Genomic DNA, 21,252 nt, shown 5'->3' with positions numbered 1-21,252 from the left:
GACCCGAATGACGCAGCCGGATCCGAAGAATCTTCCGTGAACGTCGCCTCGGGCACGACGAAGCCCCCGCGAGCGAGCTCGCGGGGGCTTCGACCGGCCCTACTCGGCGGGGAAGAGCGGGCTGCTATCGATCACGAGGGACCAGTACCCGTACTCGGACGGCTCCCGCACCGCGGCGCCTTCATCGTCCAGCCGCACGTGCTCGATCCAGTGTTCGGTGTCGGTGTCCTCGGGCCCGGCACCGGGGTCCCACCGCTCGGCGAATCCCACCAGCAGCTCGCCGTCGTCGCCGGTGATGGCCCCCTTGATCACCTCGCCTCCGGGCTGGGAGTGGACGAGCTGCTCGGCCTTCCACGTGCCGTCGCCGGTCGCCTCGAGGACCACGACCTGGAAGACGAACTCGCGGCCGTAGTCGCATCCGAAGTACCCCACGAGACTGAGGTCCGCGTAGGCGGCGGTGCCGTCCGCGATGTCGATGCGGTCCTCTGCGGTGACGACGGCCTGCGTGGTCACCAGGACGAACGCCTCGCCTTCCTCGACCTCGCCGCTCTCCCCGGCCCCGTGGTACATGCCGTCGACGACGACCGTGTCGCCGGAACCGCACACCGCTTCGACCTCGCCGTTCCCGGGGACGAACGAGGGCATGTCGACCGTCGCGCCCATGAGGTCGCCGGCGTCGACGGGGTCCTCCTCGAACAGGAATTCGATCGAGGGCTCCGGCTCCTCCGGCGAGGCGTCCGGTTCCTCCGAGACGGTCGCGTCCCCGGTCGCCCCGGCGTACGGCTGGGGCGACCGCTCGCCGGCCCCCGCGACGTCGGCCAGAAGCCACGTCGCCGGGGCGATGAGGGCGAGGGCAGCGGTGCCCGCGGCGGCCGTGCGGCCGATACGGCGCCGCCTCGCCTTGCGCCGCAGCGGACCGGTGCCGCTCCCCTGCACCTCGGCGCTGATGTCGGCGGTGTAGTCGGTGAAGATCGATGCCATCGGGTCTGGGATGCTCACTGCTGCTCCTTGAAGTCGTCGATGCGCAGGCGCTCGGCCAGCGCGGCCCTGCCTCGGGCGAGCCAAGTGCGGACGGTCGACTCGGCGACCCGCTCCTGGTCGGCGATCTCCGCACCGGTCATCCCGGCGATGTAGTGGAGGATGATCGCCTTGCGATGCCGATCGTTGAGCGCGGCGAGCGCGCGTTCGAGATCGACGCGGTCGGGCTGGGGCCCTTCGACGTCGGCGATGCGCTGGCGGCGCAGGAAAAGCGCCGGGCGAAGGCCCCGCGCCGGAGTCTCGACGTGGCGAGGTTCCAGGCGACACGGCGGACCCACACCGCCGGATTGTCGTACGTGCTCAAGGTCTTCCAGCGGACCACGGCCCGCGTGAACGCCTCGGCGACGACGTCCTCGGCTTCGGCGTGGTCGCCGACGTAGGCGCGGATCTGCGCGGTGATCCGCCCGACGTTGCCGGCGTAGAAGGCGTCGAACTCCGCCCGATCGTCGGGCGCGGCGCGTGATGTGCCCATGACGGGCGTTTCCGTGGCGACTGCTGCATCCATGCGGTTCCTCGTTGTGGGGGTCGCGACGCGGTCGCGTCGACCGCATCCCCCACACGAACGAGCGCCCCCGGGCGTCCCACCCGGACCGGGGTTCTTCTTCAGTGCGTCATCGGCCGTAGCGGCGGTCGCGGATGGCGAAGGACCGCACGGCGCGCAGGAAGTCGACCCGGCGGAAGTCCGGCCAGTTCGAATCGCAGAAGTAGAACTCCGAGTACGCCGACTGCCACAGCAGGAACCCCGAGATCCGCTGCTCGCCGCTGGTGCGGATCACGAGGTCCGGGTCGGGCTGGCCGGTCATGTAGAGGTGCCGGGCGATCGAGTCGGCGTCGATGGACTCGGCGACCTCCTCCAGGCTCGCGCCGGTCGCGGCCTGCTCGAGGATGAAGGAGCGCACGGCGTCGGCGATCTCGCGCTGGCCGCCGTAGCAGACGGCGAGGTTGACCTGCATGCCCCGCTTGTCGGCGGTGCGCTGCTGGGCGCCTTTGAGGGCGGCCTGGTGCGCTTCGGGGAGGAGGTCGAGGGCGCCGACCATGCGGAGCTGCCAGGGCTGGTCGTCCTCGGCGAGTTCCCCGGCGAGCTCGTCGATGATGTCGAGGAGCGGGTCGAGCTGCTCTTTCGGGCGAGAGAGGTTCTCGGTGGAGAGGAGCCAGATCGTCACGTGCTCGACGCCGAGCTCCTCGCACCAGCCGAGGAAGCGCTCGATGTGCTTCGCGCCGGCGCGGTGACCGTCGTTGGGGTCGGTCAGGCCCATGTCGCGGGCCCAGCGACGGTTGCCGTCGACCATGACGCCGATGTGCCGCGGCAGCGGCTGACCGGTCAGCTCGCGTGCGAGCCGACGCTCGTAGATCCGGTAAAGCAGGTTCGAGATCGCCACAACCGGCAATTGTAGGCTGTGCCGAATCCACGGCTCGCGAGCTGCGCGGTGGGCAGGGATTTCACGGCTCGCGAGCTTCGAGCCGCAGGTCGAATCAGGTCGCGCACGCTTCGCCGCCGGTGCGTCACGGCGGGTGCGCCGCCGCCCGCGCGCTGGGAGGCGCGCGGGCGGCGGAAGTCGGCTCACTGCAGGCCGAGGCGCTCCTTGAGCGCGTCGAGTTCGCTCCAGAGCACGGTCGGGAGCCGGTCGCCGAACCGCGCGAACCAGCTTTCGACCAGCGGGATCTCCGCGGCCCACTCGTCCCGGTCCACCTCGAGGGCGGCCTTGAGGTCGGCCTCGGCCAGGTCGATGCCGTCGACGTCGATCGCACCCGGGGTCGGGCAGTACCCGATCGGGGTCTCGACGGCCTCGCCGCGGCCTTCGAGGCGCTCGACGACCCATTTGAGGACGCGGGAGTTCTCGCCGAAGCCGGGCCACAGGAAGCGGCCGTCTTCGGAGCGGCGGAACCAGTTGACGTAGAAGACCTCGGGCAGGAGGTCCTCGCTGGCGGCGGACTTGCCCATTTCGATCCAGTGACCGAAGTAGTCGGCGGCGTTGTAGCCGATGAACGGCAGCATCGCCATGGGGTCGCGCCGTACGACGCCGACCTTCCCGACGGCGGCGGCCGTGGTCTCCGAGGAGAGGGTCGCGCCCATGTACACGCCGTGGACCCAGTCGCGGGCCTGCGTGACGAGCGGGATCGTGCTGGCGCGGCGGCCGCCGAAGAGGATCGCGTCGATCGGGACGCCGCGCGGGTCGTCGTACTGCGGGGCGAGCACCGGGCACTGCTTGATCGGCGTGCAGAAGCGGCTGTTCGGGTGGCTGGAAGGCTCTGCAGAGTGCGGGGTCCAGTCCCGGCCCTTCCAGTCGATCAGGTGCTCGGGCGCCTCGCCCATGCCCTCCCACCACACGTCGCCGTCGTCGGTGAGCGCGACGTTCGTGAAGAGCGTGTGGCCCTTCTCGATGGTGCGCATGGCGTTCGGGTTGGTCTTGTAGTCGGTGCCGGGCGCGACGCCGAAGAAGCCGTACTCCGGGTTGGAGGCCCACAGGCGGCCGTCCTCGCCGAAGCGGAGCCAGGCGATGTCGTCGCCGAGGGTCTCGACCTTCCAGCCGGGGATGGTCGGTTCCAGCATCGCGAGGTTGGTCTTCCCGCACGCGGAGGGGAACGCCCCCGTCACGTGGTAGACCCGGCCTTCGGGGCTGGTGAGCCGCAGGATGAGCATGTGCTCGGCGAGCCAGCCCTCGTCGCGGCCCATCGCGGATCCGATGCGCAGGGCGTAGCACTTCTTGCCCAGCAGGGAGTTGCCGCCGTAACCGGAGCCGTAGGACCAGATCTCGCGGTCCTCGGGGAAGTGGGAGATGTACTTCGTGGCGTTGCAGGGCCAGGGCACGTCGGCCTGGCCGGGCGCGAGCGGCGCGCCGACGGAGTGGAGGCACTTGACGAAGTCGGCGTCCCTCCCCATCTTCTCGAGCACCTTGGCGCCCATGCGGGTCATGATGTGCATCGAGACCGCCACGTACGCGGAGTCGGTGAGCTCCACGCCGAACATCGGCTCCTCCGCGTCGAGCGAGCCCATGCAGAACGGGACGACGTACATGGTGCGGCCGCGCATCGAGCCGCGGTAGAGGCCGGTCATGGTCTCGCGCATGTAGTCGGGCGCGGTCCAGTTGTTGGTGGGACCGGCGTCCTCGGGGTCCTGCGAGCAGATGAAGGTGCGCTCCTCGACCCGGGCGACGTCGCCCGGGTCGGTGCGCGCCAGGAACGAATCGGGCTTGGCGGGGACCGGCTCGAGGGTCCCGAACGCGACCAGCTCGGCGGTCAGGCGCTCCCATTCGGCGGGGCTGCCGTCGCACCACACGATCTGGTCGGGGTCGGTCAGCTCGGCCACCTCGCCGACCCAGGCGAGCAGCCTGTGGTGGCGGGTGGGCGGATCGGTGAGTCCGATCGAGGCGGTGCCGGTGTCGACGACACTGGCGGTGGAGACTTCGATGCTCACGGTGGCTCCTTCGGTGCTGTTCTCATGCACGGCGCGCTGTCCGCTCGTGGCGGCTCGCGTCGGTTCGTGCCGATGGGCCGGAGCTGATCGCTCCGTCCGGGACCGGTCATTCGGACGCTACGGGAATACCCGGGCACGCGCAGGCACTCGTGCTCGATCGGTCCTGTCCTGAACAGGGACTCCACCGCCTGATTCTGGTCTTGTGCGCATTCAAGCTCGAAACGAGCACAACTACCCGCAGTTTCTGCGTGAGCAAGCAGTAACGCGCAATCGAGACTGAATTTGACCGTTCATCACAACTAATGCGATCGGTTTCAATCATGGAACGAGCGCGTTAGCGCGCCGTCGCGATCGCGTTTCGAGCACGAGTCATCGCCATTTGCCCTGAAACGCCGCATCACGGGGCGTCGTAGGTCAAGATGCAGATCTGCACAGCCGCATCCGAGTGTCGAAGCGTTGGAGAGGTCCATGGCGCACCGAGAACCGGAACCGCAGCCGAACCGCGCCAGGAACGCGACGATCGGCTTCGTGATCGCGATCCTCATCATCATGGCGATCGTCCTCGCCTACCTGCTGCTGAACTGAGCACACGAAAGGGCGAGAACGCACGCGTTCCCGCCCTCTCCACATGCCCTCGCGGCTAGACCGAAGGCCCCCGGCGCCGCAGCTCGTCGACGCTCACCATCGCCTCGCGCAACTCCTTGAGCCAGTCCTCCGCGTGCTGCTCGACCAGCCGCACGCACCACGCCAGCGCATCCGAGCGCGAAGCGGCCACACCCGAACCCACGAGCGTGTCCAGCACCAACCGCTCGGGCTGACGCAGCCGCGTCGTCACCGGCAGGGACTGATGCGTGAACACCATCGTCGTCGAACCGCAGCGCGCACCCCACGACGACTGCCGGTGGTACCGGTACTGCAGCTGCTGCGCGATCTGCACGCGCATGTCCCGCGTCGCCTCCCGGAAACGCGAGATCCGGCCCTCCTCCGTCGCGGCCCGGTCCGACTCGGTCGCGTCCGCGGGATGGTCCGGGGTCGGCAGCGGGCAGATGATGATCATCTCGTCGCGGTCCACCGTCACATCGGGCATCCCGGCGATCCAGCCGTCCGGGACGATCCCGTAGATCCAGGCGGGGGCGTCGTCAGTGGACGGCAGGGGGCCGTAATGCCACGAGCCGGTGTCGTCGATGGCGGCCATTGACGGGACTCCTCACGTTTCGTTGACGCATCAGGTGTACCCCATGACGTCAACAGCACCGACTCAGGGCCCGCAAGCCGCCGCCGCGACACTCGCGACCAGTGCCTTCGGGAACCCCGACTGCTAAAGCCCCCTCATGAACAACCCCGCCAGCGCGCACACCGCGACGATCGCCGCCCCCACGCACACCAGCGTCTGGCCCGGCCTCGGCCGCACCCGGTACTGCCAGGACAGCCACGCGCCCAACACGATCGGGCCGGCCCCGATGCCCACGAACAGCGTCAGCGCCGCCAGGGCCTCCGCGAACGGGACGCGACCCGACATGAGCATCCCCAGCGCCGCCCACACCGCCAGCGCTCCGAGGCCCAGACCGATCGCGGCCGCGGTGACCTCGGTGTGACGGGGCGCCTCGATCGGCAGTTCGCCCTGCCGGGCGAGGGAGAGCAGCCGCTCGGAGCGTTCGAGCCGGGCCCGCACCCGCTCCTCGTCGGGACCCGGATCCGGGTCGCCGGCGGAGGGCGTGGGACCGGTGCGGCGGTGCCCCACGAAATCACCGAGGGAGCGCCACAGCACCGCCACGGTCTTGTCCGTCTCGGCCACGAGCGCCGCCGCGTTCACGGCGGCGCCGTCGGCCTCCTCCCGCGCGGCGCGAGCGGCTTCGACCGCGGCGGCGAGCCGGTCGGCCTCGCCGCGGTAGGAGGCGACGGCGGCGCGGATCTCGGCGTCGGCGTTCTCGCGTTCCTTCAGGTACGCGGCGACGGCGGTGGCGTAATCGGTGTCGATCGGCATGGGTGGCACCTCATTGCGGCAGGTCGAGGACGGCTTCGGGCCGCGGCAGCAGCGCAGTCGTCTTGTAGGGGATGACGACCTGCGGCGTCCGGTGCCGGGCCCGGTCGAAGTACAGGCCGCGGCGCACCCGCGGATACCAGGCGGGGCCGCCGCTCGCGGGCGAGAGCGGAGCCAGCTCGGGCCCTTGGACGTCGAGGGCGAGCCAGGCGTCCACGGCGTCGAAGCGGGCCGAGAAGCCCCCGAGGTCCTCGCGCAGGCGCGGCACGGACCGCCACCAGCCGAGGGTGTGCAGGTGGCGTTCGGGTCCGTCGATGAGCATGGCGCGCAGGGCCGCCGTCCCGGCGGCGTCGAGGCGCGCGGAGCCGGCGTCGACGGCGTAGATCAGGTTGAGGCGCAGGGTGCCGTCGCAGCGGCGGTCCCAGTCCTTGCAGACCTCGTCGAGCCCGTCGTGCCAGTCGACTTCGGCGCCTTCGGTCTCGAGTGCGGCGGCGAGGGCGAGCGCGGACGGGGCGGCGTCGGGTTCGAGGCAGCAGAGGTCGACGCCGATGCGCTGGCCGCGTGCGGCGGTGAGGGCGGCGGCGGCGAGGATGTCGGCGGCTTCGACGGCTCTGGTGCCGAGGAGGGCGAGGTTGCGGCCGGGGGCGCGGTGGAGGGCGAGTTCGGCGCCGCGTGAGGCGACGTCGATGGTCTGTCCGAGGAGCGCGGTCTCGGGGGGCGGCGCGGTGTCGGTGAGGACGGGGACGTGGTCGCCGTCGAAGAGCGCGGGCGGTTCGTTGCCGATGGGGCGGGCTTCCCAGAGGCGTCGCTGGAGGGGTTCCCAGGCGTCGGCGTGTCCGGCGTTGGGGACGGCGACGATCTTGTTGGCGTTGGCGTGGCCGGATTCGTCGTTGACGACGGCGTGGAAGCGGGGGACGGTGTCGGCGGCGTGGTTGTTCTCGGCGAGGACCCTGCGGGCTTTGGGCAGGGCGATGCGCATGGTGAACTGGGCGACGAGGCTGGGGCGGCCCCAGAGGGCTTCGATCCCGGCGATGTCCTGGGAGGCGAGGACGAGGTGGATGCCTTGGCTGCGGCCGCGGCGGGCGAGGTCTTCGAGGAGCTGCACGGCTTCGTCGGTGACGGCGTCGCGGGCTTCGAGGAGCACCTGGAATTCGTCCACTATGGCTACGATGCGGGGCCAGTGGCCTTGGGGGTCGGCGGCGCGGAGCTCTTCGAGTTTGGTGGCCTCGTGGGCTTTGGCGGCTTCGGCGCGGCGGCGCAGTTCTGCTTTGAGGTGGCGCAGGAGGGCGAGGCCGAACTCGCGGTCGTCGTTGATGTTGACGCCGACGAGGCGCACGTGCGGGAGCCAGGTGGGATCGCGGCGGCCGGAGGCGAAGCGCGCGAAGGAGACGCCTTCTTTGAAGTCGAGGAGGTGGAGCGCGAGTTCGTCGGGGCTGTAGCTGGAGGCGAGTCCGGCGATCCAGGCGTAGAGCAGGTTGGTCTTACCGGAGCCGGAGGGGCCGCCGACGAGCGCGTGGGGCGGGTTGTCGCCGAGTGCGAGGCGGGCGACGTCGCCTGCGGCGGTCTCGCCGATGGCGGCGTAGAGGCCGGTGGCGGAGGAGGCGGCCCAGAGCCGCTGCGGGAGGAGGTCGACGAGCCGGGCGGGTTCCCTTCCGGCGCTGTGCTTCTCGGCGATGGATTTGGCGGCGGCGGTGATGGTGCTGAGGGGCGGGGGGCTGTCGAGTTCGATGGCGGCGCCGGGGAGTCCGGTGTAGGCGGTCGCGGTGAGGCGGGGCAGGTCGGCAGGTCCGGCGGTGTCGTCGCCGACGACCACGAGATGCACCCCGGCGGCGACGCCGGTGCGGCGCAGCCGCGCGAGTTGAGCCTGGTCGTGGGCGGGCCAAGAGGCGAGGTCGGCGTTGAGGAGTACGAGGACGCGCCAGGGTTCGGGTCGGCGCCCGGTGGCGGCGGCCAGTTCGGCGAGCGAGGCGTGTTCGCCGGCGAGGACGTCGGCGTTGACGCGGCGGACGTTCTCGACGAGCGAGTCGAGGGTTTCGCGCAGGCCCGAGGGGCCGATGAAGGACAGCAGTCCGGCCTTGCCGAGGGCGGCGAACGCGGAGAGCGAGCCGCCGAGATGCTCGGGGTCGTAGACATGCAGGCGCACGAGCCCGGCCGGCACCGAGCCGACGGCCCTGACCAGCAGCCCTGGAAGCGCTTGGGCCGCAGCGGAATCGATTCGCAGGTGCGCGCGGTCGAGGAGCGGCACGAGCGCAGGGAGTGAGATTGCGGTCACCGACGGTGCTGAATTGTCGTACCCTCCTGCCACACTGGAGTGGCCGGCGGATGCATCCGCTGCACCGGAACGAATCCGGAATTTTCCGGAGGCACCGGAGGCATCACCGTCCTCGACCGGAGCGCGCCCGGTCGAGGCGGCGGCCGGCAAGGCGGTGGCGGGGTGGGTGGGCGAGGGGGAGGGAGGGAGGCCCCCGGAGTCCGCGAGGTCGCCGATGCGGAGCATCGGGGCCGCGCCGCGATCCAGGCCCGAGGCGGGCTCCCATGCGCTCCATGTCGCTCCGGCGGCGGCCGGGGCCGCCGCGGATGCCGCCGCGAGTGCGGCGTCGTGGTGGTCTTGCACCGCAGCGGCTTTGCGGGCTTCGAGGGTGGCGAGCATCCGTTCGTGGATGCCTTTGAGCTGCGCTTGCTTACGGGTCGCGTCAGTGATCGCCTGTTCGGCCCTGTCCCGCTCGGACTCGGCCTCGGCCGCGGTCCTGTCGGCGAGGAACCGGGCCTCGCCGCGGGCGCGCCCGAGCTCGTCGCCCATGGCCACCACCAGTCGTCGCCGCCAGCTGCTCATGCTCAGGCCCTCCGCTCGCTCTTGCTCAACCGGTGCAGGGCCGCGACCAGGGCCGGGCCCATCGCCGCGGTCCGGGCCGCGTCGCCTTCGCCGTCGGTGCCCTTGCGTCCCAAGGTGCAGGCGGAGGCGAGCGCGGCGCCGATGTGGTCGGGTTCGGCTTTCGGGACGAGCGACCGCACGTTGTCGGCGCATTTGTCGCGCAGGCCGGGCACGTCGCGCGCGGTCGGGGTCCGTCCCAAGTGCTCGGCGGCGAGGGTGCGCACGAGCGGCCAGGCGAGGCCGGGCAGTTTCACACCGGTCTGGGGCCCGGCGTCGCGCAGGCGCTTGCAGTAGGCCTCGGCGTTGCCGTCGCCTGCGGCTTTGAGCAGTTCGTTGAACAGCCGCGTGGGCGGCACCTGCTGCGGGTCGGCGGCGCCGGTGCGGTCGCAGAGCTCGTTGACGCGGTCGGTCCACCACTGGCGCGGGTCGACCGGCGGCGAATGCACGGTCGTCCTTTCGGAGGCGGGGGCCGCCGGGGCGGCGGCTGCTCCCGCGCCGATGCCGTCGAGGTAGTCGTCGATGGCGGTGGCGGCCTCGGTCAGGCGGATGCGGGCGGAGTCGAGGCGTTCGCGAGCGGCGCCGAGCTTGTGGAGCCCGATCTCGGCGTTCGACTCCCGGGAGGCCTCTTTCAGTTCCGCCTGAGCGGCTTCGAGACATTGGTCGGCGGAGTCGAGGGCGGGCAGCGGGAGGTCGGCGGCCAGGGCTTTGAGGCGTGCGGCGAGGGCGGCGACGTCCACAGGGGCTCCGTTCCAGGGTCTAGAGGGTCGCGGCGTAGGCCTCGGCCTGCTCGGCGGCGGCGAACGTGGCGGCCAGGGACTGCTCGAGTTCGGCGGCCGCCTGCGCGAGCGCGGCCTGGGCGGTGGCGACCGAGTCGTGGCCCGACCCTGCGGTGACGGCGGTGAGACTCCCCTGGGCGGCTTCGATGTTCTGGCTGGCGGAGGTGATGGCGGCCTGGCCGTCGCGGACCTGCTGGAGGGCGGCGGCGATGGCGGACTTGAGTTCGGCGACGCTCACGATGGACACAGGCTCATTCTCACCGATGGAGTGCGCACTTGCAGTGATCGAGGGTTAACCCGGCGTGTCTGCTTTGTCGGATTTCCGACGCCGCGGTGACTACCAGTGTTGCTTTCGATGCATTTAACGGTGGCGCAGTGACGTACCTCCCAACTAGAGTGTGAGTACCAACGGGGGCCCGCCCCCTACACATCGACACCCGGGAGGCGACCGTGCCAGTGCAACGCACTTACGTCCTCGACACCTCGGTTCTGCTATCAGACCCTGGTGCGTTCTCACGGTTCGACGAACACCACGTGGTCATTCCGCTCGTCGTAGTCAGCGAACTGGAGGCCAAACGCCACCACCCCGAACTGGGCTGGTTCGCCCGGGAGTGCCTGAGGCGCCTCGACGAACTCCGCATCAGGCACGGGCGTCTCGACCAGCCGATCCCCGTCGGGGACCACGGCGGTTCCATCCGGGTCGAGCTCAACCACGTCGACACCTCCGGCCTCCCGGCCGGGTTCGCCGTGGACACCAACGACTCGCGCATCATCGCCGTCACCCGAGCACTGGGGCTCGAAGGCGCCGACGCCGTGCTGGTCACCAAAGACATGCCGCTGCGGGTGAAAGCCTCCGCCGTCGGCATCCCCACCGAGGAGTACCGCCACGGGCAGGCCGTGGACCCCACGTGGTCCGGGATGGCCGAGCTCGCCGTATCCGACGAAGTGATCGACCAGCTCTTCGACGGCGGCGACGCGGACCTGCCGCACGACGTGGACCTGCCCTGCCACACCGGGCTCGTCCTCACCGGCAACAGCTCGAAGGCGCTGGGCCGGGTCACTGTGGACAAGCAGATCCGCCTCATCCGGGGCCGGGACGCCTTCGGCGTCCACGGCCGCTCCGCCGAGCAGCGGGTCGCGCTCGACCTGCTGCTCGATCCCGACATCGGGATCGTCTCGCTCGGCGGGAAGGCCGGCACCGGCAAGTCCGCGATGGCGCTGTGCGCCGGTCTCGAGCAGGTGCTCGAACGCGAGCTGTTCAAGAAGGTCATCGTGTTCCGGCCGCTGTACGCGGTCGGCGGCCAGCAGCTCGGCTACCTGCCCGGCTCCGAGGGCGAGAAGATGAGCCCGTGGGGCCAGGCCGTGTTCGACACGCTCGGCGCCGTCACCAACGACGTCGTGATCTCGGAGGTGCTGGAGCGCGGGATGCTGGAAGTCCTGCCGCTCACGCACATCCGCGGCCGCTCCCTGCACGACGCGTTCGTCATCGTCGACGAGGCGCAGTCGCTCGAACGCGGGGTGCTCCTCACGGTGCTCTCGCGCATCGGGCAGGGCTCCAAAGTGGTCCTCACCCACGACGTCGCCCAGCGCGACAACCTGCGGGTGGGCCGCCACGACGGGGTCGCCTCGGTGATCGACGTGCTCAAGGGCCACCCACTGTTCGCCCATGTGACGCTTACGCGCAGTGAGCGTTCGGAGATCGCGGAGATGGTCACCAACCTGCTCGAAGGCTAGGAATACAGCTCTGGCATGCTGTGTCCCGGGCGTCTGTGGACAGACGCCCGGGACACAGGAGTAGAGCGCATGATCCCACTGCTGACCCGCTACGGCGCGAAACTCGCCGCCGTGCTCGTCCTCGCACTCGGGGCCGTCATAGCCGTCAAGGCCGCGACCGACAATCTGTGGCAGCGCGACGCCGAGCACCCCAGCATGGCCGCCGCCGAACAGCAGGCCGACGCCGAAGAGGCGTACGACGAGGTCCGCTACCTGCACGTCAACTACATCGCCGAGACCGCCGGAGCCGACGTCACCGTCAAAGCCGAGGCGGTCTTCGAGTACGCCGCCGACAAGGCGAACGGCCTGAACGACGCCCAGCAGGAAGCCGACGAGGCTGAGAAGGAAGCCGAAGAAGCCGAAGAAGCGGCCGCCAACGCGGGCCGGACCGATGTCGACATTCCGGGCAGCTGCGGCGAATACTCGGGGAACAAGGCCACCGGCTGCGCCCTCGCGCAGGAGCACGGCTTCGACCTCGAGCAGGTCGGCTGCCTCGTGGCCCTCTGGGACCGCGAGTCCGGCTGGAACGAATACGCCGCCAACGGCATCGGCGCGTACGGCATCCCGCAGGCCCTCCCGGGCGACAAGATGGCCAGCGAAGGCTCCGACTGGGAGACCAACCCCGTCACCCAGATCGAGTGGGGCCTGGGCTACATCGAGGGCCGCTACGGCACGCCCTGCGAGGCCTGGAACCACTCCGAAGAAGTCGGCTGGTACTAGATCCGAACCGCTGCCCGGTCCCCCGGTCAGCGGTCGTTCTTTTGGAGCACCCCCGCATGATCCAGCAGCTGACCCGCTACGGCGCCCGCATCGCCGCCCTCGCGGTGCTCGCGATCGGCGCCGTCATCGCCGTCCAGGCCATCACCGACGACCCCGCCCGGATCGACGCCGAACACCCCGGCCGGGCCGCCGCCGAGCAGCAGGCCGACGCCGAAGCGGCGTACGAGGAAGCGCGCGGGCACCACCGCGACTACATCGCGGCGACCGCCGGCGCGGACGTCACCGTCAAAGCCGAGGCGGTCTTCGAATACGCCGCCGACAAGGCGAGCGGCCTGAACGACGCCCAGCAGGAAGCCGATCAGGCCGCCGAAGAAGCCGCCGCGAACACCAACCCGACGTCAGTCGACCTCCCGTCCGACTGCGACGAGTTCACCGGGAACAAGGCGACGGGCTGCGCGCTCACCCTCGAAGCCGGATTCGACCTCGAGCAGTTCGCGTGCCTGGAGCTCCTGTGGGACAAGGAGTCCGGCTGGAACGAACTGGCCGAGAACTCGATCGGCGCCTACGGCATCCCGCAGTCCTACCCCGGGAACAAGATGGCGTCGTTCGGCGACGACTGGCGCACCAACCCGGTCACCCAGATCCTCTGGGGCCTCGACTACATCGAGCGCCGGTACGACGCCCCCTGCGACGCCTGGGCCAAATCCGAGGCCGAGGGTTTCTACTGAGCCCTTGAGCCAGGCGCCCACGAACGCCAGCGCCACCAGCTCCATGCCCACGGTCGTGCGCTGCAGCAGGCCCGCCGCGAACGCGCCGGGTTCACGCGGCACCCCGAACCACTCCGCCACGTACGGCGCCGAGCACGCGGTCAACGCGACGACGGCGATCCAGCTGGCGGCGAGGATCGACCTGCGGGTCTTCTCGGGGCAGTCGGTACCCCGCGCCCAGCGGGCGAACGCGAGGCCCATGACCGCCATGGTGCTGAAGGCGCAGAACGCCGCGTACCGGTGGATCGCCGAGACCAGCGAGACCTCGGGGAGTCCGGGCGGGTCGGTCGGGAACAGGGCCACGAGGCCGAGGAAACCGGCCCAGACCAGGAGCATCGGGCTCAGCCAGCGCGGGGCCGCGACGCGACGCGCGACGACGGCGAAGGCGCCGGCGCCGAGCCCGAAGAGGACGAGCGCGACGGGCAGGAGCCAGCCGAGCGGGGTGTAGAGGTGGAGGCTGATGACGACCTCGACGGGGTTGAGGCCGGAGGTCGCGTGGAGGACGACCATCGCGGCGAACCCGGCGCCGAGCGCGGTGAAACCGGCCGTCGTCAGTCCCTTGAGGGTGGTCGCAGTGTTGGCACTGTCGCCAAGGGGCGCATGAATGATCATGCAGTAAGCCTCGCGAAATCGGGATCCGGAATCAGTGACGCGGGCACCCGAATCGCTCCCCCAGCCAGCACCCGGCCTTCGGTACGGCCTGCACTACCTGCCCGTTCCCGCCCGCCCCACCGCCCGCAGGCGAGCGCGTGTGCCCGCGTCGCCGCTGTTGGCGCCGCTCCCGCTCGCTTCCCCTCCTCGGTGTGCGAGGCTTGGGGGGTGAACGAGTTGGCGGGAGCCCTGTCCCCGTACCTGCGTCAGCATGCCGCGAACCCGGTGGCGTGGCGCCAGTGGAGCGCCGCGGCGCTCGCGGAGGCCGCCGAACGGGACGTGCCGGTCCTGATCTCGATCGGCTATTCGACCTGCCACTGGTGCCATGTGATGGCGCACGAGTCGTTCGAGGACAAGACGGTCGCGGACGCGATCAACTCCCGGTTCGTGGCAGTGAAGGTCGACCGGGAGGAGCGCCCGGACCTGGACGCGGTGTACATGCAGGCGACGATGGCGATCACGGGCCAGGGCGGGTGGCCGATGACCGTGTTCGCGTTCCCCGACGGGACGCCGTTCTTCGCCGGCACCTACTTCCCGAAGTCCCATTTCCTGCGCTTGCTGGACGCCGTGCACACGGCGTGGACGACGCAGCGGGAGGAGCTGGAGCACCAGGGAGCGGCGATCGTGGAGGCGAGCGCGCAGACCGGTCCGGCGTTCGCCGATGTCACCGTGGCGTGCCCGCTCGACGGGCCGTGCCCGCCCGCGCCGCCGATCCGCACGGACCTGCTGGACGCGGCGGCGGCGACGACGCTGGCGTCCGCTGACACGGTGAACGGCGGGTTCGGTGCCGCACCGAAGTTCCCGAGCGTGCCGGCGCTGCGGTTCCTGTGCGACGCGTACGTGCGCACCGGCGACGCGGCGCTGCTCGACCACGTGAAGCTGACGGCGGAGCGGATGGCGCGCGGCGGGATCTACGACCAGCTCGAGGGCGGGTTCGCGCGGTACAGCGTGGACGCGGAGTGGACCGTGCCGCACTTCGAGAAGATGCTGTACGACAACGCCGAGCTGCTGTGGCTGTACGCGCGGTTGTACGGCGAGGACGCGCTGTTCGCGCGGGTCGCCGACGAGACGGCGGCGTTCCTGCTCGAGCGCTTCTCAACCGAGGAGGGCGCTTTCGCGGCGGCGTTCGACGCCGACACTGACGGCGTCGAGGGCCTGACGTACGTGTGGACCGTGCGGGAGCTGGAGGCGGTGCTCGGCGAGGACGCCGCGTGGGCCGCCGAGGTCTTCGGGATCGATCCGGCGAATCCGAACTTCGAGCACGGCGCGAACGTGCTGGAACTGCCCCGCGATCCCCGGGACAGCGCCCGTTGGGAGGCGGTGCGCCACCGGCTGCTCGCGGCCCGGCGCCTGCGGGCGCAGCCCGGCCGCGACGACAAGGTGGTCGCGGCCTGGAACGGGCTGGCGATCGCGGCGCTCGCCGAGTACGCGTCGCGCACGGGCCACCGGGATTCGCTGCTGGCGGCGGAGCGCGCCGCGGAGCTGCTGCGGCGCGTGCACATCGGCGCTGACGGCCGCTTGGCGCGGGCCTCGCTCGCGGGGGTGGCCTCGGAGGCACCGGGGATCCTGGAGGACTACGCGGCGGTCGCGCTCGGCTTCCTGCGGTTGGGCGGGGACTGGACGGCCCGCGCGCAGGGGCTGATCGAGCAGATCCGGGAGCATTTCACGGATTTCGAGGGCGGGTTCTACGACACCGCCGCTGACGCGGAGGCGCTGGTGACGCGGCCCGCGGATGTGCACGACGGCCCGACGGCCTCGGGTTGGGCGCTGGCGGCGGCCGCGATGCTGGAGGCGTTCCAGGTCACGGGCGAGGAGACGTACAAGGACGACGCGTGGCGCGCGGTGGCGCGGGCCGAGCCGGTGATGGCCGCGAACCCGCGGTTCACGGCCGGTCTCCACGCGGCGGCCGAAGCGCTGGCGCGCGCCCAGCGCACGGAGTTGTCCACAGGCGACGGCGAGTTATCCACAGGCGGAAACTTGCTGTTGCCGCTCGACTACCGCACATGCTGTAGTAGATGGAAAAAAGCCATCTGGCTCCGGCGGGATGGCGGCGACACAAGGGGATTCGCGAACGTCGCCATACCGAGACCGCGCGCGGCACTCCAGCCGCGCGCGGTCCCCGCCGGAGCCGCCTCCTCCATGGAGCGCGGGGGGGGGGGGGCCCCGGGGCCCCCCCCGACCGCAAGAAATTGCAGGCCTGACGGGCGTGAATCACACTCCGCTTCGTCGTATATCTGCTTGCCGCTCGGCAAGCGCCGTGCTTACGTTTGTGAGTTGTGAAGCCCAACCCACTACGCCCCCCTGCCTTGTCCCCCGGGGACATTCCAGCCGACCCGTGGCGGTACCTCTGGTACGTGGCCCGTGCGCAGACCGGTCTGGTCGCGCTCGGGTTCGTGCTGCTCAGCGTCTCCGGGACGGCCTGGATCCTGCTGCCGTGGACGATCGCGAAGATCATCGACGAGGTGCTCCTCGCGGGCTCGGCGGAGCCGCTGGCGGAGTGGTCGATCGTGCTCGTCGTCGTGGCGATCGCGTCCTCGTGGGTGTTCGTGGCCGGGTACCGGTCGCTGTTCATGGCCGAGTCGCATGCGCGTGTGCGCACGGTCCGGAATCTCACCGACCACCTGAACCGGGCCGGGACCGGGGTGCGGGGCGCGATCTCCCCGGGCGAGATGGTGAACCTCTCCACTGAGGACGCCCACAAGACCGGGTCGTTCATCTTCCAGCTCGGTTTCGGCTGGATGGGCCTGGTCATGACGGCCGTGGGGGCGGTCCTGCTGTGGCGGGCCAGCCCCGCGCTCGGGTTGACCACGCTGGCCGGAGTGCTGCTCATCGGGTTCGTGGTCGGGCCGGTGCTCGGCCGCCTGCAGCACCACCAGATCGCGTACCGCTCGTCGGTCGCGACCCTCACCGGCCAGGCGAGCGACGTCGTGGGCGGCCTTCGCGTGCTGCGCGGGGTCGGCGGCGAGGCGCAGTTCTCGCAGCGGTACCGGGCGGCCTCAACGGAGCTGCGCGAGGCCGGTTACGGGGTGGCGACGGCCGACTCGTGGGTGCAGGGCCTGCGGGCGAGCCTGCCGCTGGCGCTCATCGCGGCCGTCACGTGGGTCGGCGCGCGCCTCGCGCTGAACGGGACGATCACGATCGGGGAGCTCTCCGCCGCGTTCGGCATGACCGCGCTCGTCGCCCAGCACTCGGGGGCGATGATCGGCATGGCCCAGGCCGTGATCGCCGCGCAGGTCGCCTCCCGGCGTCTGACCGCGTTCTTCAACACCCGCAGCGACATCGCCGACGACGGCACCGCGACGGGCGCGTCCGGGACGCTCCGCGACCCCGAGTCGGGGCTCGCGATCGAACCGGGCCGCCTCACCGTGGTCGTCAGCGCCGAGGCGAAGCCCGCGGAGGCCGCGATGGAGCGCCTGGCCCGCTACCGCGAGTCCGGCGCAGAGCCGGGTTCAGGAGCGGAGTGGGATTCAGAGGCGGAGTGGGGCGGCACGAGACTCGCCGACCTCGAACTGGACGAAGTGCGCGAACGCGTGCTGCTCTTGCGCGACGACTACCTGTTCGCGCAGACCCTCGGCGAGACCCTGCGGGTCGACGAGGAGCGTGCGCTCGCCGCGATCCATGCGGCGGGCGCGGGCGACGTGCACTCCAGTCTCGGCTCCACCTTGGACGGTGAAGTGCACAACGCCGGCCGCAACCTCTCCGGCGGCCAGCGCCAGCGTCTGCGGCTCGCGCGGGCCCTCGCGGCCGACGCGGAGGTCCTGCTCGCGGTCGAGCCGACTTCGGCGGTGGACGCGCACACGGAGTCCTTGATCGCCGAGCGGGTCGCCGCGGCCCGGGTGGGGCGGACGACGGCGGTGGTGACGGCCTCGCCGTTGTGGCTGGCGCGTGCCGATCGGGTGGTGTGGATGTGGGAGGGGAAGGTGCGGGCCGTGGGGAGCCACGCCGAGCTTTCGCTGCATGACGAGTACCGGTCCCTCACATCGAGGCAGGAGTCCTGATGAGTGTCGAGGAAACCAGTGGGCGTCTGCCGGTGGCGGACCGTGCCGCGATGGTCGGGGCGATCAAGCGGTTGATTCTGGAGGACCGGCGGGCGTTCGCGGGCGTCGTCGCGTTGTACGTGGCGGCCGCGGGTGCGAGTGCGGCGCTGCCGGTGATGCTCGGCGAGGTGATCGACGGTATCGGGTCGGGTTGGACCGCGGCCCGGGTGGATCTGGTGTGCGGGGTGATCGTGGCATGCGTGGTGCTGCAGTTGGTGCTGATGCGCACGGGTCGGCGTCTGGGGTATCGGCTCGGGGAGCGGGCGGCGGCGCGGTTGCGGGAGTCGTTCATCGACCGGGTGCTGCGGCTGCCGCTGGGTGTGGTGGAGCGCGCCGGTACGGGTGACCTGGCCACGCGTACGTCGGGTGACGTGGGTGCGGTGGCGGAGCTGCTGCGCAAGACCGCGCCGGAGGTGGCGGTCGCGATGATCGAGGGCACGGTGATCATCGTGGCGGCGTTCGTGGTGAGTCCGCTGCTGGGGTTGCTGTTCGTGGTCGGGATGCCGATGCTGTTCATTGCGGGGCGCCGGTATCTGCGGGCGGCGAGCCCGGTGTTCTTGAGTGAGCGGGCGGCGATGAGCGAGATCGCGGAGACGGCGACGGCTTCTGCGGCGGGCGCTTCGACGGTGGCCGCGTATCGGATGCAGGGTGAGCGGGGCGAGGCCGGGTATGCGCGGGCGGCGACGCACATGGAGCGTCTCAAGGGGATCGTGCGGTTGCAGACGTGGTTCTTCCCGGCGACGGACTTGACGTTCCTGACGCCAGCTGTGGTGGTCACGGTCGTTGGCGCCCTGTGGTATTTGAACGACTGGGTGACGGTGGGCGAGGTGGTCGCGGTGGCGATGTTGACGCTGCGTCTGGACGGCCCGGTGTTCCGGTCGATGATGTCGCTCAGCGAGTTCCAGATGGGCGGGGCGGCGATGGCGCGTGTCGAGGGCGTGCATCTCATGCCGGATGAGGTCCGCGAGGCGGCTCCTGAGGGCGCTGAGGTGCGGTTGGACGAGGTGACGTTCGGGTACGGCGATGGTCCTGATGTGCTGCACGGTTTGCGTCTGCATCCGCGGCGCGGTGAGCGGCTGGTCGTGGTCGGGCCGTCGGGGGCGGGGAAGTCGACGATCGCGCGGCTGGTGGCCGGGATCGACCGGCCGCGTTCGGGGGCGGTGACGCTCGGGGGTGCGCCTGTGGCTGATATTCCGTTGGAGACGTTGCGCCGCAAGGTGATCCTGGTGACGCAGGAGCATTACATCTTCACTGCGTCGTTGCGGGAGAATCTGAATCTCGCGGCGCCGGAGGCGGATGACGAGGCGCTGCGTTCGGCGCTGGAGACGGTCGATGCGCGTTGGGCGGTGGATTTGCCCGAGGGTCTGGACACGATGCTCGGCGACGAGCACCACCGGCTGAATCTGGCGGAGGCGCAGCAGTTGGCGCTGGCGCGGGTGATCCTCGCTGATCCTGACGTGGTGATCTTGGACGAGGCGACGGCGGGTATCGATCCGGGCAGTGCGGGGAATGTGGAGGCGGCGCTGGCGGCGGCGTTGCACGGCCGCACGGTGATCGCGATCGCGCACCAGTTGCAGGCGGCCGAGTCGGCTGATCGGATCGCGGTGGTGCAGGACGGCCGTATCGCGGAGGAGGGCGGTCATGCCGAGCTGCTCGAGGCGGGCGGCGCGTATGCGAGCCTGTGGCGGGCGTGGAAGGGCGTGGCGGTCTGAGCGCATGGAGTGGCCCGGGGCTGGTGCCCCGGGCCGCTGCGTCGCGAAAGGCGGACATGCCTCGATGTGCGGCAAAATACCAGAAATTCGCATTTCGGATATTAGGGTGATCTCCCGTGCCTGCGGCGGCCTCGATGCCGCCGTGAACTTCGAACGGGAGGCTCCATGCCGCGGAACGCCGCCACCCCCCAGGTCTACAAGCACCGGCTCGCGGGCTACACGTACTGGTCGCGGCGCACCCGTTCCGACTCGTCGCGCTTCGCGCCCGTCGTCCTCGTGGGCGGTGCGCTGCACCGCAAGGAGGACTGGGGCCGCGTCGAGCAGGGCCTGCTCGAGCACGCGGACGTGATCTGCCCGGACCTGCCCGGCTGGGGCGGCGCGGACCTCCTCCCGCCGTATCTCGGGCCGGACCTCCCCGCCGAGGCGCTGGTGCGGCTCCTCGATGACCTGGGCGTCGAACGGGTGAACCTGTTCGCGGGCTCCTATGGTTCGTCGGTGGGGTACCGGCTCGCGCAGACCCGCCCGGAGCGGATCGCCAGAATGGTCCTCGCCGGTACCATGGGCGGCGTCCCGCCTGAATCGCGTCCGATGATGCGAGCGGCTGTGGCGCTTGCGGAACGGGGCCCGCGGGAGCGGTTCGGTCCGGCCGCGGTGGAGGCGCTCATGAGCCCGCATCCGGATATCGCGGCGCAGGCCGTGGTCCGCCGCGTCCTCGCGATGCGTTTCGGGGCCGCCGACGACGCGGACCTCGCGAAGTTCATCGCCAACACGAACCGGCTGCTCTCCCGTGACCTCATCGACCCGTCGCTTCCTCCCGCCGTTCCGACCGTTTTCACCACCGGTGAGCACGACACGATCACGCCGCCGGAGCGCTGCCGCGAGCTCGCGTTCACCTGCCCCGAGAGCTGGTACGTCGAGCTCGCCCGCGCCGACCACCTCATCCATCTCGAACGCCCGGTGCAGCTCGTGGACCTCATGACCCGCTTCTTCTCCCGCGAACCGCTCGATGACCTCCCGTACGCGACGGTCGTGGAGGACCTCCGCGGGGTCCCCGTCGGCGCCTGAGGGCGAAGGGCGCCGGGTCGTATCGTTGGGTCGCAACGGGATTCGTGGGCTGGAGGAGCGTCGGTACCGGTGCGGTGGCGCCGAGTGCGAAGGCGTAGCCGCCGTCAGCGGTCCGGTGTCCGGCCAGTGCGGTTAGGACTACGTCGCGGTCGCCGTCGCCGAGGTGGAGCGCGAGGCGGCGCTGGTCGAGTGTGCTCCCGGTCAGCCAGATGAATGCGGCGGCCCGTTCGGTCATGGAGTCGGTGATTCGTGCCATGCGTCCACGCTAGGGCGGGTCCGGTCTCGGGGTCTTGAACAGAACGGACTTCCTGGGTGGGGGGTCTCGGGTCGGGGCGCTGTGGCGAGAAGGGTCCGTCACGCCCGAGACCGGTAGTTGACACATCATCGATCGCAGCGTAAGTTAAATGACGCGTCATGCAAATGGTTCGGCCGAATCGCGACCGGG

General features: G+C 70.8%; 17 protein-coding genes and 1 pseudogene. 7 read left to right on the top strand and 11 right to left on the bottom strand.

The window, feature by feature from the left end; translation table 11 throughout:
* Positions 1–99: 99 nt before the first annotated feature.
* The 10 genes from JHY01_RS04125 to JHY01_RS04085 form a co-directional block, all read right to left on the bottom strand.
* The gene (locus JHY01_RS04125) at positions 100–999 is read right to left on the bottom strand and encodes a hypothetical protein (RefSeq protein WP_205324323.1); all 900 of its coding nucleotides are present in this window, start codon (positions 997–999) and stop codon (positions 100–102) included.
* Positions 996–1,142, bottom strand: coding sequence for a sigma factor-like helix-turn-helix DNA-binding protein (locus JHY01_RS27600; protein WP_307814225.1), 147 nt, complete (start codon positions 1,140–1,142; stop codon positions 996–998). The genes JHY01_RS04125 and JHY01_RS27600 overlap by 4 nt, the downstream gene beginning before the upstream one ends.
* Complete coding sequence (locus JHY01_RS27595; RefSeq protein ID WP_205324322.1) at positions 1,118–1,543, bottom strand: RNA polymerase sigma factor; 426 nt, start codon at positions 1,541–1,543, stop codon at positions 1,118–1,120. Before JHY01_RS27595 ends, JHY01_RS27600 begins: the two co-directional genes overlap by 25 nt.
* Before the next feature lie 106 nt (positions 1,544–1,649).
* Positions 1,650–2,417, bottom strand: a complete 768-nt coding sequence (locus tag JHY01_RS04115) for an isoprenyl transferase (protein WP_205324321.1) — start codon at positions 2,415–2,417, stop codon at positions 1,650–1,652.
* Between the two features lie 182 nt (positions 2,418–2,599).
* Positions 2,600–4,402 carry a phosphoenolpyruvate carboxykinase (GTP) gene (locus tag JHY01_RS04110; protein WP_205324377.1) on the bottom strand — a complete coding sequence of 601 codons (1,803 nt, stop codon included), beginning with the start codon at positions 4,400–4,402 and terminating at the stop codon, positions 2,600–2,602.
* A gap of 691 nt (positions 4,403–5,093) precedes the next feature.
* Positions 5,094–5,648, bottom strand: coding sequence for a hypothetical protein (locus tag JHY01_RS04105; protein WP_205324320.1), 555 nt, complete (start codon positions 5,646–5,648; stop codon positions 5,094–5,096).
* A gap of 123 nt (positions 5,649–5,771) precedes the next feature.
* Positions 5,772–6,437, bottom strand: coding sequence for a hypothetical protein (locus JHY01_RS04100; RefSeq protein ID WP_205324319.1), 666 nt, complete (start codon positions 6,435–6,437; stop codon positions 5,772–5,774).
* Between the two features lie 10 nt (positions 6,438–6,447).
* A complete protein-coding gene (locus tag JHY01_RS04095; protein WP_240192343.1) occupies positions 6,448–9,267 on the bottom strand; it encodes an FtsK/SpoIIIE domain-containing protein in 2,820 nt (939 codons plus the stop codon).
* Positions 9,268–9,269: 2 nt separating this feature from the next.
* A complete protein-coding gene (locus JHY01_RS04090) occupies positions 9,270–10,043 on the bottom strand; it encodes a hypothetical protein (protein WP_205324318.1) in 774 nt (257 codons plus the stop codon).
* Between the two features lie 19 nt (positions 10,044–10,062).
* Complete coding sequence (locus JHY01_RS04085; protein ID WP_205324317.1) at positions 10,063–10,329, bottom strand: hypothetical protein; 267 nt, start codon at positions 10,327–10,329, stop codon at positions 10,063–10,065.
* 182 nt (positions 10,330–10,511) lie between these two features.
* On the opposite strand from JHY01_RS04085, the gene JHY01_RS27590 reads away from it, so the two are divergent.
* The 3 genes from JHY01_RS27590 to JHY01_RS26330 all read left to right on the top strand — a co-directional run bounded on the left by JHY01_RS27590 (position 10,512) and on the right by JHY01_RS26330 (position 13,303).
* Positions 10,512–11,816: a PhoH family protein gene (locus JHY01_RS27590; RefSeq protein WP_374199488.1), complete on the top strand. Its 1,305-nt coding sequence runs from the start codon at positions 10,512–10,514 to the stop codon at positions 11,814–11,816.
* Between the two features lie 69 nt (positions 11,817–11,885).
* Positions 11,886–12,575, top strand: a complete 690-nt coding sequence (locus JHY01_RS04075) for a hypothetical protein (protein ID WP_205324315.1) — start codon at positions 11,886–11,888, stop codon at positions 12,573–12,575.
* Positions 12,576–12,631: 56 nt separating this feature from the next.
* A complete protein-coding gene (locus JHY01_RS26330; RefSeq protein ID WP_240192342.1) occupies positions 12,632–13,303 on the top strand; it encodes a hypothetical protein in 672 nt (223 codons plus the stop codon).
* A gap of 75 nt (positions 13,304–13,378) precedes the next feature.
* Here the strand turns inward: JHY01_RS26330 and JHY01_RS27995 are convergent.
* A pseudogene (locus JHY01_RS27995) lies at positions 13,379–13,852 on the bottom strand (DUF998 domain-containing protein); the annotation flags it as partial.
* Between the two features lie 309 nt (positions 13,853–14,161).
* Between JHY01_RS27995 and JHY01_RS04060 the strand changes: the two are divergent.
* The 4 genes from JHY01_RS04060 to JHY01_RS04045 all read left to right on the top strand — a co-directional run bounded on the left by JHY01_RS04060 (position 14,162) and on the right by JHY01_RS04045 (position 20,807).
* On the top strand, positions 14,162–16,273 hold the full coding sequence (locus tag JHY01_RS04060) for a thioredoxin domain-containing protein (RefSeq protein WP_205324312.1): 2,112 nt from the start codon (positions 14,162–14,164) through the stop codon (positions 16,271–16,273).
* Positions 16,274–16,347: 74 nt separating this feature from the next.
* Entirely contained in the window at positions 16,348–17,991 is a 1,644-nt protein-coding gene (locus JHY01_RS04055) for an ABC transporter ATP-binding protein (RefSeq protein WP_205324311.1), read from the top strand.
* On the top strand, positions 17,991–19,742 hold the full coding sequence (locus JHY01_RS04050) for an ABC transporter ATP-binding protein (RefSeq protein ID WP_205324310.1): 1,752 nt from the start codon (positions 17,991–17,993) through the stop codon (positions 19,740–19,742). Before JHY01_RS04055 ends, JHY01_RS04050 begins: the two co-directional genes overlap by 1 nt.
* Before the next feature lie 165 nt (positions 19,743–19,907).
* Positions 19,908–20,807, top strand: a complete 900-nt coding sequence (locus tag JHY01_RS04045; RefSeq protein ID WP_205324309.1) for an alpha/beta fold hydrolase — start codon at positions 19,908–19,910, stop codon at positions 20,805–20,807.
* Positions 20,808–21,252 lie beyond the last annotated feature (445 nt).

The organism is Glycomyces sp. YM15, assembly GCF_016918015.1.
In the GTDB taxonomy this organism is placed as follows: domain Bacteria; phylum Actinomycetota; class Actinomycetes; order Mycobacteriales; family Micromonosporaceae; genus Glycomyces.
This window is presented reverse-complemented; position numbering and strand designations above follow the sequence as displayed.

What these genes read in the sequence shown, in the direction of transcription:
- JHY01_RS27595 (WP_205324322.1), bottom strand. Translation starts at nt 1,543, where the DNA reads ATGGATGCAGCAGTCGCCACGGAAACGCCCGTCATGGGCACATCACGC.
- JHY01_RS04050 (WP_205324310.1), top strand. Translation starts at nt 17,991, where the DNA reads ATGAGTGTCGAGGAAACCAGTGGGCGTCTGCCGGTGGCGGACCGTGCC.
- JHY01_RS04105 (WP_205324320.1), bottom strand. Translation starts at nt 5,648, where the DNA reads ATGGCCGCCATCGACGACACCGGCTCGTGGCATTACGGCCCCCTGCCG.
- JHY01_RS04095 (WP_240192343.1), bottom strand. Translation starts at nt 9,267, where the DNA reads ATGAGCAGCTGGCGGCGACGACTGGTGGTGGCCATGGGCGACGAGCTC.
- JHY01_RS26330 (WP_240192342.1), top strand. Translation starts at nt 12,632, where the DNA reads ATGATCCAGCAGCTGACCCGCTACGGCGCCCGCATCGCCGCCCTCGCG.
- JHY01_RS04100 (WP_205324319.1), bottom strand. Translation starts at nt 6,437, where the DNA reads ATGCCGATCGACACCGATTACGCCACCGCCGTCGCCGCGTACCTGAAG.
- JHY01_RS04075 (WP_205324315.1), top strand. Translation starts at nt 11,886, where the DNA reads ATGATCCCACTGCTGACCCGCTACGGCGCGAAACTCGCCGCCGTGCTC.
- JHY01_RS04045 (WP_205324309.1), top strand. Translation starts at nt 19,908, where the DNA reads ATGCCGCGGAACGCCGCCACCCCCCAGGTCTACAAGCACCGGCTCGCG.